Consider the following 13,702-nt stretch of genomic DNA (forward strand, 5'->3'; position numbering starts at 1 on the left):
AACAGCCACCATGCATCCCATGCTTCGCAGCACCACCGTTCTCGCCATCAGCGCGATGGCCGCAGGGTTCCTGTCTGCCTGCGCCACTGCGCCCTCCATGGCCCTCGAAAGGGCCCGTGCAGCCGTCAGCACGGCCAGCGCCGATCCCGCAGTGGCCCGTCACGCCGCCCTGGAGCTGAAGCGGGCCACTGAGGCCCTGGCCACGGCCAACAGCATCTGGAGCAAGACCCACGACGAGGCAGAGACGAACCACATCGCCTACATGGCGGCCTTGCAGGCAGAAGCCGCCACCAGCGCCGCACGCACGCGCATGCTGGCAGCCAATATCCGCACGGCCAGCTCGGGTACCGAGCAGATCAGCCTGCACACCGACACCCAGGCCCGCCGGCCCTGATGTTCCTCGCCCTGTGATGGCGCACGTCGCCCCAGCACGGGGCGCCGGTTCTCAGGCAAACGTTTCGGTATCCACCTCGCTGGCGCTCTGCGCGCTGTAGCGGTGGCCGACGACGTTGTGCTGGTTGATGGCCCCGTCGAGCGCGGCCAGGGTGGCTGCGTCGAGCTGCACGCTGGCAGCCCCCAGGTCGTCGTGCAGGTGCTCCACGCTCGTCGTGCCCGGAATGGGGATGATGTGCTCCCCCTGGTGCAGCAGCCAGGCCAGTGCCAGTTGCGCCGGGGTGCAGCCCACCTGGCGCGCAATCGCGAAGTACCCCTCCAGCAGCGCCAGGTTGGCGGCATAGGCCTCCGGCGCGAAGCGCGGCATGGCGCGGCGGATGTCCTTGGCGTCCAGGGTGGACACGTCGGTCAGGCCACCGCACAGGTAGCCGCGCGCCACCGGGCTGAATGCCACGAAGGCCACACCCAGCTCGCGGCAGGCGTCGAGCACGGCGATCTCGGGGTTGCGGGTCCACAGCGAATACTCGGTCTGCACGGCAGCGATGGGGTGCACCGCATGTGCCCGACGCAGCGTGGCGGCCGACACCTCGGACAGGCCGATGCTGCGGATCTTGCCCGCACGCAGCAGGTCGGCGAGTGCGCCCACGCTGTCCTCGATGGGCACCTGCTTGTCCCAGCGGTGCAGGTAGTACAGGTCAATCACGTCGGTCTGCAGGCGGCGCAGGCTGTCCTCGCAGGTCTGGCGCAAGGTGGCGGGGCGCCCGTCGATCACGCGCACCAGCTTGCCGTCGCCGGCCACGTCCACGCCTTGCATGCCGCACTTGCTGGCCAGCGTGAAGCGATTGCGGTGCGGCTTCATCACGCGGCCCACCAGGGTTTCGTTGGCACCGAAGCCATAGAGCGTGGCCGTGTCGAACAGGGTCACGCCCGCATCCAGCGCGGCCAGCAGCACACGCTCGCCCTGCTCGGGAGAGACCGGGGCGCCGTAGGCGTGGCTCAGGTTCATGCACCCCAGGCCAATGGCGCTGACGTCGAAGGGGCCGAGTTTGCGTGTCTGCATGGTGGGTCGTTGCTCCATGAAAAACGCCCGCAGCGTAAGGGCTACGGGCGATAGGGTTGGATAGCCGAAGGTTACAGCAGCTGCTGCTCCAGATCGTGCAGCACCTGGTAGCAGGCCAGCACCTGGGCCACGCTGGAATTGGGCTCGCGCCCCTCGCGGATGGCGGCGAAGAATTCGCGGTCCTGCAGCTCGATGCCGTTCATCGACACGTCCACCTGGCTCACGTCGATCTTCTCTTCCTTGCCGTTGACCAGGTCGTCGTAGCGCGCGATGTAAGTGCCCGTGTCGCCGATGTAGCGGAAGAAGGTGCCCAGCGGGCCGTCGTTGTTGAACGACAGCGACAGCGTGCAGATGGCGCCATTGGCGGCCTTGAGCTGGATGCTCATGTCCATGGCGATGCCCAGCGTCGGGTGGATGGGGCCCTGCACGGCGTTGGCCTTCACGATGGGGCTGCCTGCCTGGTAGGCGAACAGGTCCACGGTGTGGGCCGCGTGGTGCCACAGCAGGTGGTCCGTCCAGCTGCGCGGCTGGCCCAGGGCGTTCATGTTGGTGCGGCGGAAGAAGTAGGTCTGCACGTCCATCTGCTGGATGTTGAACTCGCCGGCCTGGATCTTCTTGTGCACATACTGGTGGCTGGGGTTGAAGCGGCGCGTGTGGCCGCACATGGCGACCAGGCCGGTCTGCTTCTGCAGCGCCACGACCTCCTGCGCACCCTTGAGGCTGTCGGCCAGCGGGATCTCGACCTGCACATGCTTGCCGGCCTTCATGCAGGCGATGCTCTGCTCGGCATGCATCTGGGTGGGCGTGCACAGGATCACGGCGTCCACCTCGGGCAGGGCCAGGCTGTCGGCCAGGTCGGTGGTGACGTGGCCGATGCCGTACTTGGCGGCCACTTCCTTGGTCTTGTCCAGGTCGCGGCTGATCAGAGAGACGACTTCGACGCCGTCGATGTTCTTGATGCCGTCCAGGTGCTTGATGCCGAAGGCGCCGGCGCCCGCCAGGGCGACCTTGATGGTCTTTTGGTTCGCAGTCATGTCAGGAGTTCTCCAGGATCAGGTGGCCCACGGCCGTGTTGGATGCGGGCACATGGTAGAAGCGGTGCGCAAGCCTGGGCGGCTTGCCGCCGGCCACATCGGCCATGGCGCCGCGCGCAATCAGCCACATCACGAGCTCGATGCCCTCGCTACCGGCCTCGCGCACGTAGTCGATGTGCGGGATGCTGGCAGCGGCCTCGGGGTCGCTGATGAGCTTGTCCAGGAAGTCGTTGTCGAAGTCCTTGTTGATCAGCCCCGCGCGCGGGCCCTGGAGCTGGTGGCTCATGCCGCCCGTGCCCCAGATGTGCACATTCAGGTCCTCGTCGTAGCTCTCCACGGCCTTGCGGATCGCCTGGCCCAGGTTGTAGCAGCGCCGGCCGCTGGGCACGGGGTACTGCACCACGTTGACCGCGAACGGAATCACCGGGCAGGGCCAGGCGCCGGCCACGGGGTCGGGCTGGCCGCACATCAGCGACAGCGGCACCGTGAGGCCGTGGTCCACGTCCATGCGGTTGACGATGGTCAGGTCGAAGTCCTGCTGGATCACCGACTGCGCGATGTGCGAAGCGAGATCGGGATGGCCGATGACCTTGGGCACGGGGCGCGGGCCCCAGCCCTCGTCGGCCGGCAGGTACTCGGCCGCCGTGCCGATGGCAAAGGTCGGGATCATCTCCAGGCTGAAGGCCGTGGCATGGTCGTTGTAGACCAGGAAGACCACGTCCGGCTTGTTGTCCTTCATCCATTGCTTGGAGAAGTCGTAGCCCGCGAACAGCGGCTTCCAGTAGTCCTCCTGGGTCTTGCCCAGGTCGAGCGCCGCGCCGATGGCCGGCACGTGCGAGGTGAAGACGGAGGCGGTGATGCGCGCCATGTTCAGGTTCCTTTCTTTCCCGCAGCGCCCTGCGGCTGGCGGTGCGCCTGGGCATCGCCGTCTTCGCCGATGACGCGGTTGCCCTCGGCCGAGCGGCCGCCACCGATCATCATGGCGCGGTATTCGTCTTCCGTCATGCCGGTCATGGAGCCCGCCATCTGCTGGAAGCTCTTGCCATCCGTGGCACCGATCTTGGCCAGGAAGTAGATGTTGCCGCCCAGGCGGATGCACCAGTTGAGATCGCGCGCGAGCACGGCCTGCTTCTGCTCTTCGGTCATCGCCCACCCGTCGAGGTAGGCGCGCTCGTCGGCCTTGAAGCGGGCGCGGTTCTCGGCCTTCATGAGGCTCATGCAGAACTGGTTGAGCCAGTAGCCCTTGCGGCTCTGCTCTGCGTCGAAGATGGTCGTGCCGGGCACGTCCAGGTAGGGTTTGTCGAGGGACATGGCGTCAGCCTTTTGCTTCTTCCGGCCAATACAGCCGCATGGGATTGTCCACCAGCAATTTGCGCTGCAGCTCGGGCGTCGTCGCGATGTGCGGGATGAAATCCACCAGCAGGCCATCGTCGGGCATGTGGTCCTTGAGGTTGGGGTGCGGCCAGTCGGTGCCCCAGAGCACGCGGTCCGGGAACTCCTCCACCACGCGGCGCGCGAAGGGCACCACGTCGCGGTAGGCGGCCTGCTCGCCATCCAGCGCCTTGGGGCCGGCCATGCTCAGGCGCTCGGGGCAGCTGACCTTGCTCCACACGTTGGGGTGCTGGCGCATGAATTTCAGGAACAGTTCGAACTCGGGGCCGTCGACGGGCTTGGTCACGTCGGGCCGGCCCATGTGGTCCACCACCACGGTGGTGGGCAAGGCCGTGAAGAAATCCCACAGCTCGGGCAGGTCCACCGCCTCGAAGTAGATCACCACATGCCAGCCGAGTTGGTGGATGCGCGCGGCGATCTCCATGAGCTCGTCTTTGGGCGTGAAGTCCACCAGGCGCTTGACGAAGTTGAAGCGCACGCCGCGCACGCCAGCCTCGTGCATGGCCTGCAGTTCCTCGTCGGTCACCGAGCGGCGCACCGTGGCCACGCCGCGTGCCTTGCCGCCCGAGTGCACCAGCGCGTCGACCATGGCGCGGTTGTCCGCACCGTGGCAGGTGGCCTGCACCACCACGTTGCGGGCAAAGCCCAGGTGGTCGCGCAGCGCATAGAGCTGGGCCTTGCTGGCGTCGCAGGGCGTGTACTTGCGTTCGGGCGCATACGGAAACTCCGCACCGGGGCCGAACACATGGCAATGCGCGTCCACGGCGCCCGCAGGCACCTGGAAGCGCGGCTTGCTCGGGCCCGCGTACCAGTCGAGCCAGCCAGGGGTCTTGGTGAATTCACTCATGCGGTGTGCTCCTTGGTGCTCAGTCCAGCGAGACGTTGGCCTTCTTGATCACGTCGCCAAAGCGCTGGCTCTCGTCCTTGACGAACTGCGAGAACTGTGCACGCGTGGTGGGGAACTGCTCGTAGCCGAAGGTCTTGAACTTCTCGGCCACATCGGCGCCCGTCAGCGCCTGCTCGATGTCGCGCTTGATCTTGTCGGTGACGGCAGCGGGCAGGCCGGTCGGCACGGCAATCGCATTCCAGCCGGTGACGGCGAAGTCCTTGGGGCCGCCGGCTTCGGCGACGGTGGGCACGTCGGGGAACTCGGCCGAGCGCTTGGGGCCTGCAAACGCCAGCAGGCGCAGCTTGCCGGCCCGGTACAGCGGGCCCGCGGTGGCGGCGCTGCCCAGTGCGAAATCGATCTCGCCCGTGGCCACCGAGGTGTACAGCTGCGTGGTCTCCTTGAAGATCACGTGTTCCATCTGCGTGCCGGTAGCCGACTCGAACAGCTCCGAGCCCAGATGCACGGGGTTGCCCACCGACCAGGAGCCGTAGTTGAGCTTGCCCGGGCGGGCCTTGGCGTCGGCCACGATGTCGGCCACGGTCTTGTACTTGCTGCCCGTGCCCACGGTGAAGAAGAAGTGGGTCTTGAACAGTGGCAGCAGCGTGTCGAAATCCTTGGCGACGTCGTAGGGCAGCTTCTTGAACAGGCTGGGGTAGGCGGCCAGGTGCACGTTGTCGAGCACCAGCAGGTCATGCCCGTCCTTGGCGCCACGCTTGAACGCATCGATGGCGATGAAGCCATTGCCGCCCGGGCGGTTTTCCACCACCACGGGCTGGTTCCAGGCACGGCCGAGCTTTTCGGCCACGATGCGGGCTACGCCGTCCGGGCCGCCGCCCACCGGGAAGGGCGTGATGATGCGCACGGGCTTGGTGGGAAACTGCTGGGCGGCCGCGAACTGCGGCGCCATGCCGGCGGCGGCCAGGCCCAGTGCCAGGGCGGCGCGGCGGGAGAGGGAGGAAGAAAGAAGGCGCATGGTAGGTATCGTCAATATCAAAATAGGTGCTGCGCCGTGCGCAGCGGTATGACATCCGCCGCACGGCAGACGTCACTGGAGCGGTTAGCGCGTGGTGGCGCTCAGTCGATGTACCTGAGCCCGGCCTTTTCGAGCCCGGGGCGCATGTTGTACATGTCGAGGCCGAGCACGCCCGAGGCGAGCTTGGCGCGCTTTTCGCCCTCGAAGCTCTCGCGCTTGCGCGCGGCTTCGAGCGTTTCGGCGGCGCGTGCGGCAGGTACGCAGACCACGCCATCGTCATCCGCCACGATCACGTCGCCCGGAGTGACCCACATGCCGGCACAGACCACAGGGATGTTGACCGAACCCAGCGTGGCCTTGATCGTTCCCTTGCTGGAGATGGCGCGGCTCCACACAGGGAAGTTCATCTCCTGCAGCGTCTTCACGTCGCGCACGCCGGCATCGATGATGAGCGCCCGCGCACCGCGCGCCTGGAACGAGGTGGCCAGCAGGTCGCCGAAGTAGCCATCGGTGCACTCGGAGGTGACGGCCGCCACCACCACATCGCCGGGCTGTATCTGCTCGGCAGCGACGTGCATCATCCAGTTGTCGCCGGGCTGCAGCAGCACCGTGACCGCCGTGCCCGACACCTGCTGGCCGGGGTAGATGGGGCGCATGTAGGGCTTGAGCAGACCCACGCGGCCCATGGCCTCGTGCACCGTGGCCGAGCCCAGAGCGGCCAGGCCATCGGCGGCCGCGCGGTCGGCGCGGGTGATGTTGCGGTAGACAACGCCTAGTTCGTACATGTCAGAGCCCCTTTGCCTTCAGGCGTGAATCGAGTCGGGAGAACACGCGGCGCACATTGCCTTCGTAGATCTGGTGCTTGTCTTCGCCGCTCAGGATCTTCGACGCTTCGATGTAGCGCTTGGTGTCGTCGTAGTAATTGCCGGTAGTGGGGTCGATGCCGCGCACGGCGCCGATCATCTCGGAGGCGAACAGCACGTTCTTCACGGGGATCACGGTGTTGAGCAGGTCGATCCCCGGCTGGTGGTAAACGCAGGTGTCGAAGAAGATGTTGTTCAGCAGGTGGTCTTCGAGCAGGGGCTTCTTCATCTCCTGCGCCAGGCCGCGGAAACGGCCCCAGTGGTAGGGCACGGCACCGCCGCCGTGCGGGATCAGGAACTTGAGCGTGGGGAAGTCCTTGAACAGGTCGCCCTGGATGCACTGCATGAAGGCCGTGGTGTCGGCGTTCAGGTAGTGCGCGCCCGTGGTGTGAAAGCACGCGTTGCAACTGGTGCTCACGTGGATCATGGCGGGCAGGTCGTACTCCACCATCTTCTCGTAGATGGGGTACCAGTGGCGGTCGGTCAGCGGCGGGCTGGTCCAGTGGCCGCCCGAGGGATCGGGATTGAGGTTGATGCCCACGGCGCCGTATTCCTTCACGCACTTTTCCAGCTCGGGGATGCAGGTCGCGGGGTCCACGCCGGGGCTTTGCGGCAGCATGGCCACGGGCACGAAGTTGTCGGGGAACAGCGTGGAGACGCGGTGGCACAGCTCGTTGCAGATGGCCGCCCAGGTGCTGGAGACGTTGAAGTCGCCGATGTGGTGGGCCATGAAGCTCGCGCGCGGCGAGAACAGCGTGATGTCGCTGCCGCGCTCCTTCATCAGGCGCAGCTGGTTGGTCTCGATGGACTCGCGCAGCTCGTCGTCGCTGATCTGCAAGTCCGCCACCTTGGGCATGGCGGCCGGGTCCTTGATGCCGGCGATCTGCTGGTTGCGCCAGTTCTCCAGCGCCTTGGGTGCCGTGGTGTAGTGGCCGTGGCAGTCGATGATGAGGCTCATTGCGTTGTGCTCCTTGGATCTTGGAATTCGGGATCAGGCAGGGTCCATGCCCTGGCGGCGCTTGGCGTCCGCCGCTGCGGGCGAGGCCAGGAAGTCGAGCAGCGCCTGGGCGGCTGCGGGCTGCTCGCTGGTGGTGGCGACACCTGATGAGAAGATGGTGGTGATCTGGATCGCCGGCGGCAGCGGACCCACGATGGCGATGCCCTCGACATGCAGCAGCTCGCTCAGTTGCTGGAAGCCCAGTTCCACGTCGCCACGGGCCACCAGCGAGCCCACGGGCACGCCGGGCGGCGCCTGCACCATGCGGCCCGCCACTTCGCCGGCAATGCCCCAACGCTCGAACAGTTTCGCCAGCGCCACGCCGCTCGGGCCGGTGGAATAGCTGATGCTGCGCGCGGCCAGCACGGCGCTGCGCACGGCATCTTCCGAGCCGATGTCGGGCAGCGGCGCCCCGGCGCGCACCGCCACGGCCACGCCGGAGCGCACCCAGTCGGTCCGGCTGCCGGCCACGATGGCACCTGCGGCAATGAGCTTGTCGATGGCATCGGAGGCGAGCACCACCACGTCGAAGGCCTCGCCGGCCTGCACGCGCTTGGCAGCGTCCACACCACCCACGGCCTCGATGGCTGCGCGCTGGCCGGTCTGCGTTTCATAGGCAACCAGCAACTCGGCCAGCACCTGGCGCGTGGCCATGGAGGAGATTCCGCGCAAGGCAGGAGCGGGCGCGGTCATGGGTGCTCGATCAGGGCTGTATACATGCCCCGATTGTGGGCAGGACGGGGCCCCGCAAGAAGCCGGCAGGGGCACTACCAGATATATCATTCTTGTATTGTCGAATTGGAGCTATTGCAAATAGCAGGGAGCAGGCCATGGACCTCAAGCAGATCGAATACTTCGTGCGCGTGGCCGAGCTGGGCAGCTTCACCCGCGCCTCGGTGGTGCTGGACATCGCCCAGCCGGCGCTGAGCCGCCAGGTGCGCCTGCTGGAGGTGGAGTTGCGCCAGAACCTGCTGGTGCGCAACGGCCGCGGCGCCATACCAACCGAGGCCGGCAAGCTGCTGCTGGAGCATGGCCGCGGCATCCTGCACCAGGTGCAGCGCGCGCGCGAAGAGCTCGGGCGCGTGCGCGGGGCGCTGGCCGGGCGCGTGGCAATCGGCCTGCCGCCCACCATGGCCAAGGTGCTCACCGTGCCGCTGACCCGCGCGTTCCGCGTGCAGATGCCCGATGCGGCGCTGGCCATCAGCGAGGGCCTGTCGGTCGCCATGCGCGAATCGCTGACCACGGGGCTGCTGGACATCGCGCTGCTCTACAACACGCCTGCGTCGCCGGGCATCGAGATCACGCCCCTGCTGGAGGAAGACCTGTTCCTGGTGCAGCGCCGCACAGGCGCAGAAGGCGAGGACCAGGCGCCTGTCGCGCTGGAGGCCCTGACCCGCTACGAACTGGTGATCCCCACGCGGCCCAACTCCATCCGCATGCTGGTGGAGTCGGAACTGGCGGCGCTGGGCCTGCGCCCGCAGATCAACCTGGAGATCGACGGCGTGGCCGCCATCCTGGACCTGGTGGCCGACGGCGCGGGCTGCGCCGTGCTGCCCATGAACGCGGTCACCACCTCGGGCCGGCCCGAGGTGTTCACCACCCGGCCCATCGGCCAGGCCGGCGAGCCCCGGCTGCGCAGCAAGCTCTTGATGGCCGTGAGTTCGCAGCGCCCGGCCACGCTGACGCAGCAGGCCATGGCAGAGCTGATCCGCACAACCTTGCAGACGATCTACAAGGCGCCCTGATCCTTCGCCAGGTGCGCCAGCAGCCGGTCGGCATAGTCCTGCCACGGCGCATCCTTGGGCAGGCCGGCGAACACGCCCTCGCGTGCCATGGCCGCCACCGCGGCCTGCCTGTGCGCGGTGGCGCTGGCCATCAACGGTTCCACACCGGCTTCGCGCACCGTGCGCGCGGCCTCGTGCATCTCTTCGGAACGGCGCTGGCCGTGCTGCACCACGCGGCTGAAGAAGTAGCTGCCCTGCTTTTCCCAATCGATGGAGGGAAAGGTCTCGGCCAAGGTCGGCAGCACATGCGCCTCCACGCCGTACTGGCGCGCGGTGGCGTAGCTTTCGATCACCAGGGCTTCGAGCCCCTTGATCATCACGCTGCGGCACATCTTGATCGCGCTGGCCACGCCCAGCTGTTCACTGACCGGCGTGGCGTCCATTCCCCAGCCTTGCAGCACAGCGGCCAGGGCCGGTGCCTGCGCGCCGCCCAGCAGCATGGGCACGCGGATGCCGTAGGGCGGCACCGAGGTCATGACACCCGCCTCGACATAGTGCGCGCCGCGCGCATCGATCAGCGCGGCCGCTTGCTGCTTGGTGCCGGGCGAGGCGGAGTTGAGGTCCAGGAACAGCGTGCCCGGGCGGATGTGGGCGGCCACCTCTTCGGCCACCTCCAGCGTGTGCGAGGCGGTGACGGCGGAGATGACGAGGTCGCTGGCCGCGCACAGCGCCGCGGCCGAGGCATGGGCCGTGACGCCATGCTGGGCGGCATGCGCCAGCTCGGTCTCGCGCGTGGCGGCCTGCGCGAACTTCAGGTCCCAGGCGCCGACAGCGGCCACACCGGGTTTCGGCTGCAGCCCCAGGGCAAAGGTCTTGCCGACTTCGCCATAGCCGATCAGGCCGATGTGCTGGATGGTCATGGCGGGCTTTCCAATGGGGGACTTACCGGGCCACGCCCAGCAGCCGGTCCAGCAGCTCGGGCTGCGCCCCCAGGCTGGCAGCCGTGCCGGTGTGCACCACCGTGCCGCGGTCCAGCACGGCGGCCTGGTCCGAGATCGCGAGGATGGCCTGCGGGTGCTGCTCCACGATGATGGCCGACAGCCCCTCTTCCTGGGTGATGCGCCGGATGGCACGCAGCAGCTCCTCCACGATGATCGGGGCCAGGCCTTCGAGCGGCTCGTCGAGCAGCAGCAGGCGCGGGTTGAGCACCAGCGCACGGCCCACGGCCAGCATCTGCTGCTCGCCACCCGACAGCTGCGTGCCCAGGTTGGTCTTGCGCTCGGCCAGGCGCGGGAACATGGCATACACCTTGTCAGGCGTCCACGGCGCGGCCGTGGCGCCCTTGCGGCCGGGCCGCGCCACGGCGGTCAGGTTCTCGTGCACGGTGAGCGACTTGAAGATGTTGCGCTCCTGCGGCACCCAGCCGATGCCGGCGGCCGCGCGCTCGTGCGCAGGCAGGCGGTGCAGCGCCACGCCACCCAGCGCCACCGTGCCCGCATGCTGGCGTGTGGCGCCGGCCAGGGTGTTGATCAGCGTGGTCTTGCCCGTGCCGTTGCGGCCCAGCAGGGCCAGGGTCTCGCCCTCGGCCAGCGACAGGGACACGCCCTGCAGCACCACGGCCTCGCCATAACCGGCACTCAGGCCCTCGATCTTCAACAGCTCAGACATGCGCTTCTTCTCCATGACCGAGATACACCGCCTTGACCTGCGGGTCGTTGGCGATGGTGTCGGGGTCGCCTTCGGTGAGCACGGTGCCGTTTACCAGCACCGTCATGCGCTTGGCAAAGCTGAAAACCAGGTCCATATCGTGTTCGATCAACAGCACCGAGACATCGGCGGGCAGGGCCGCCACGGTCTGCAGCAGCTCCTCGCGCTCGCCTGCCGGCACGCCGGCCACGGGCTCGTCGAGCAGCAGCACGCGCGGCTCGCAGGCCAGGGCAATGGCGATCTCCAGCAGGCGGCGCTTGCCATAGGCCAGCACGCGCGTGGGCTCGGCCATCACGGCCGTGAGGTGGAATTGTTCGAGCAATTGCTCGCAGCGCTCGTTCACCGCGCTGCGCGCGCCGAGCTTTTGCCACCACTTGCCGCCCAGGCCCTGCTTTTGCGAGACCGTGAGCGCCAGCGTTTCCATGGGCGTGAGCGAATCGAACAGCTGGTTGATCTGGAAGGTGCGCACCATGCCGCGCTGCACGCGCTGGTGCGGCGCCAGGCGCGTGATGTCCTGACCCTCCAGCGTGATGCTTCCCTCGGTGGGCTCCAGCACGCCGGTCAGCAGGTTGATCAGCGTGGTCTTGCCTGCGCCGTTGGGGCCGATCAGCGCGTGGCGTGCGCCCTGGCGCAGGTTCAGCGTGACGTTGTTGGTGGCCGTGATGCCGCCGAAGCGCTTGACCAGGCCTTGCGCGGCCAGCACCACGGGGGCTTCATGGCCCACAGGGGCGTCGTTCTTCATGGAAGCGGTGGTGTTCATGCCTTGCGCCCTCCGAACCAGGTCCAGGGGCGGATCAGGCGCTCGCGGCCCACCAGCACCAGCACCACCAAGAACAAACCGATCCAGAAGGTCCAGTACTGGGGTGTCACGGCCGAGATCAGGTCCTGCAGCAGCTTGAAGCCGATGGCACCGACCACGCCGCCGTAGAGCCAGCCCACGCCGCCGATCACCAGGATCAGCATCACGTCGGCCGAGCGGTGGAACTCGAACAGGTCCAGCGAGGCGAAGCCCGTGGTCTGCGTGAGCAGGGCGCCCGCGGCGCCGGCCAGCGCGGCGGCCAGCGTGTAGACCTGGGCCAGCTTGGCCGTCACGGGGATGCCGATGGCCATGGCGCGCAGCCGGTTGTCGCGGATGGCCTTGAGCGTGGCACCGAAGGGCGACTGCACGATGCGCCGCGCCAGCACGAAGAATACCAGCAGCACGCTCATCGAGTACCAGGCCGCCGTACGCCCGAACAGGTCGAATTCGAACCTTCCGAGCACCGGGCCCATGACCACGCCCTGCAGGCCGTCGGCGCCGCCGGTCAGCCAGTCGAGCTTGTTGGCCAGCTCCAGCATGATGAGGCCCACACCCAGCGTGACCATGAGGCGCGTAAGGTCCGTGCCGCGCATGATGGTGAACGAGGCCACGGCCCCGAGCACCGTTGCGGCGCCCACGCCCACGGCCAGGCCCACCAGCGGGTCAGGCATCACGTGCTTGGCGAACAGGGCGGCCGCATAGCCGCCCATACCGAAGAAGGCCGCGTGGCCGAGCGAGACGATGCCGGTGTAGCCCAGGATCAGATCGAGCGAGATCGCGAACAGCGCCACGATGGCGATCTCGTTGATGATGAGCGCGTGGCTGGGCAGTGCCAGCGGAGCGGCAAAGGCCAGCAGCCAGAGCACGGGCTCCCAGGGCCGCATGCGGCGGCTGTGCAGCAGCACGTTGGGTGGAGCAGCGGTCATCACTTGCCCCCCTTGCGCACGAACAGGCCCTGGGGCCGCCAGATCAGGATCAGGATCATGAGGCTGTAGACGATGAAGGCCCCGAGCTTGGGGATGTAGTACTTGCCCGCCACGTCGGCTATGCCCAAGAGCAGCGCGGCCAGCAGCGGGCCGGTGATGGACGAGGTACCGCCCACGGCCACCACGATGAGGAAATAGATCATGAACTTGAGCGGAAAGCTCGGGTCCAGCCCCAGCACCTCGGCCCCGAGCGCACCGCCCAGGCCCGCCAGGCCCGAGCCGAACGCGAAGGTGGACAGGAACACGATGTTCACGTTGATGCCCATGCCGGCGGCCACGCGCTGGTCGTCCACCGAGGCGCGCAGCCGGCTGCCGAAGCGCGTGCGCGTGAGCACGTACTGCAGGCCCACGGTGAGGGCCGCGCACACCGCGATGATGAACAGCCGGTAGTGCCCCATGCCCAGCATGAAGGCGCCGCTGCCGATCTCGGTGCGGCCCTTGAGCCAGGCCGGCAGTTGGATGATCTGGCCCGTGGAGCCCACGAAATAGTCCACCGTGGCCACAGCCATGAACACCAGGCCAATGGAGAACAGCACCTGGTCCAGGTGGGCCTTGTGGTAGAGCGGCCGGTACAGCGTGCGCTCGAGCACGGCACCCAGCAGCGCCGTGCCGATGAAGGCCAGCGGCAGGCACACCAGGAAGGGCACGTTCAGGCGCTGCATGAGCAGCACCGTGATGTAGCCCCCCGCCATGGCAAAGGCCCCGTGCGCGAGGTTGATGAAATTCATCAACCCCATGGTCACGGCAAGGCCGACGGCCAGGATGAACAGCAGCATGCCGTAGGCAACGCCGTCGAAAAGAATGGTCAGCATGCAATCACTTCAATAGAAAGCAGCAAATGCGCGGCGGGAGGCATCCATCCCGTCCGCTGAAGAAGTCCACTTG

The 13,702-nt window shown here is 67.5% G+C and carries 16 protein-coding genes; 2 read left to right on the plus strand and 14 right to left on the minus strand.

The window, feature by feature from the left end; all coding sequences use genetic code 11:
* Positions 1–10: 10 nt before the first annotated feature.
* Positions 11–394, plus strand: a complete 384-nt coding sequence (locus AC07X5_RS00085; RefSeq protein WP_409960522.1) for a DUF4398 domain-containing protein — start codon at positions 11–13, stop codon at positions 392–394.
* A gap of 51 nt (positions 395–445) precedes the next feature.
* Here AC07X5_RS00085 and AC07X5_RS00090 read toward each other — a convergent pair whose 3' ends face one another.
* From AC07X5_RS00090 to AC07X5_RS00130, 9 genes are all read right to left on the minus strand, one after another.
* Positions 446–1,453, minus strand: a complete 1,008-nt coding sequence (locus AC07X5_RS00090) for an aldo/keto reductase (RefSeq protein ID WP_494768567.1) — start codon at positions 1,451–1,453, stop codon at positions 446–448.
* Positions 1,454–1,524: 71 nt separating this feature from the next.
* A complete protein-coding gene (locus tag AC07X5_RS00095) occupies positions 1,525–2,487 on the minus strand; it encodes a Gfo/Idh/MocA family oxidoreductase (protein WP_494768568.1) in 963 nt (320 codons plus the stop codon).
* 1 nt (position 2,488) lies between these two features.
* Positions 2,489–3,355 carry a class III extradiol dioxygenase subunit beta gene (locus AC07X5_RS00100; RefSeq protein WP_494768569.1) on the minus strand — a complete coding sequence of 289 codons (867 nt, stop codon included), beginning with the start codon at positions 3,353–3,355 and terminating at the stop codon, positions 2,489–2,491.
* Positions 3,356–3,357: 2 nt separating this feature from the next.
* The gene (ligA, locus tag AC07X5_RS00105) at positions 3,358–3,798 is read right to left on the minus strand and encodes a protocatechuate 4,5-dioxygenase subunit alpha (RefSeq protein WP_494768570.1); all 441 of its coding nucleotides are present in this window, start codon (positions 3,796–3,798) and stop codon (positions 3,358–3,360) included.
* 4 nt (positions 3,799–3,802) lie between these two features.
* Positions 3,803–4,726 carry an amidohydrolase family protein gene (locus AC07X5_RS00110; RefSeq protein WP_494768571.1) on the minus strand — a complete coding sequence of 308 codons (924 nt, stop codon included), beginning with the start codon at positions 4,724–4,726 and terminating at the stop codon, positions 3,803–3,805.
* Between the two features lie 19 nt (positions 4,727–4,745).
* Complete coding sequence (locus AC07X5_RS00115; protein WP_494768572.1) at positions 4,746–5,741, minus strand: Bug family tripartite tricarboxylate transporter substrate binding protein; 996 nt, start codon at positions 5,739–5,741, stop codon at positions 4,746–4,748.
* A 101-nt stretch (positions 5,742–5,842) separates the two neighbouring features.
* Positions 5,843–6,526 (minus strand): 4-carboxy-4-hydroxy-2-oxoadipate aldolase/oxaloacetate decarboxylase, encoded by a 684-nt coding sequence (gene ligK, locus AC07X5_RS00120; protein WP_494768573.1) that lies wholly within the window; start codon positions 6,524–6,526, stop codon positions 5,843–5,845.
* A gap of 1 nt (position 6,527) precedes the next feature.
* Positions 6,528–7,562, minus strand: a complete 1,035-nt coding sequence (locus tag AC07X5_RS00125; protein ID WP_494768574.1) for an amidohydrolase family protein — start codon at positions 7,560–7,562, stop codon at positions 6,528–6,530.
* Between the two features lie 33 nt (positions 7,563–7,595).
* Complete coding sequence (locus AC07X5_RS00130) at positions 7,596–8,294, minus strand: substrate-binding domain-containing protein (RefSeq protein ID WP_494768575.1); 699 nt, start codon at positions 8,292–8,294, stop codon at positions 7,596–7,598.
* A gap of 137 nt (positions 8,295–8,431) precedes the next feature.
* On the opposite strand from AC07X5_RS00130, the gene AC07X5_RS00135 reads away from it, so the two are divergent.
* Positions 8,432–9,346: a LysR substrate-binding domain-containing protein gene (locus AC07X5_RS00135; RefSeq protein ID WP_494768576.1), complete on the plus strand. Its 915-nt coding sequence runs from the start codon at positions 8,432–8,434 to the stop codon at positions 9,344–9,346.
* Here AC07X5_RS00135 and AC07X5_RS00140 read toward each other — a convergent pair.
* Genes AC07X5_RS00140 through AC07X5_RS00160 form a run of 5 tightly spaced genes read right to left on the minus strand, consistent with a single transcriptional unit; the run spans position 9,331 to position 13,629 of the window.
* Complete coding sequence (locus AC07X5_RS00140; RefSeq protein WP_494768577.1) at positions 9,331–10,245, minus strand: NAD(P)-dependent oxidoreductase; 915 nt, start codon at positions 10,243–10,245, stop codon at positions 9,331–9,333. The genes AC07X5_RS00135 and AC07X5_RS00140 overlap by 16 nt on opposite strands.
* A 22-nt stretch (positions 10,246–10,267) precedes the next feature.
* Positions 10,268–10,993 carry an ABC transporter ATP-binding protein gene (locus tag AC07X5_RS00145; protein WP_494768578.1) on the minus strand — a complete coding sequence of 242 codons (726 nt, stop codon included), beginning with the start codon at positions 10,991–10,993 and terminating at the stop codon, positions 10,268–10,270.
* The gene (locus tag AC07X5_RS00150) at positions 10,986–11,792 is read right to left on the minus strand and encodes an ABC transporter ATP-binding protein (protein ID WP_494768579.1); all 807 of its coding nucleotides are present in this window, start codon (positions 11,790–11,792) and stop codon (positions 10,986–10,988) included. The genes AC07X5_RS00145 and AC07X5_RS00150 overlap by 8 nt, the downstream gene beginning before the upstream one ends.
* The gene (locus AC07X5_RS00155; protein WP_494768580.1) at positions 11,789–12,757 is read right to left on the minus strand and encodes a branched-chain amino acid ABC transporter permease; all 969 of its coding nucleotides are present in this window, start codon (positions 12,755–12,757) and stop codon (positions 11,789–11,791) included. Before AC07X5_RS00155 ends, AC07X5_RS00150 begins: the two co-directional genes overlap by 4 nt.
* Positions 12,757–13,629 carry a branched-chain amino acid ABC transporter permease gene (locus AC07X5_RS00160; protein WP_494768581.1) on the minus strand — a complete coding sequence of 291 codons (873 nt, stop codon included), beginning with the start codon at positions 13,627–13,629 and terminating at the stop codon, positions 12,757–12,759. Before AC07X5_RS00160 ends, AC07X5_RS00155 begins: the two co-directional genes overlap by 1 nt.
* Positions 13,630–13,702: the final 73 nt, after the last annotated feature.

The sequence above is a fragment of the Acidovorax sp. GW458-11-26-14-TSB4 genome, from assembly GCF_059423865.1.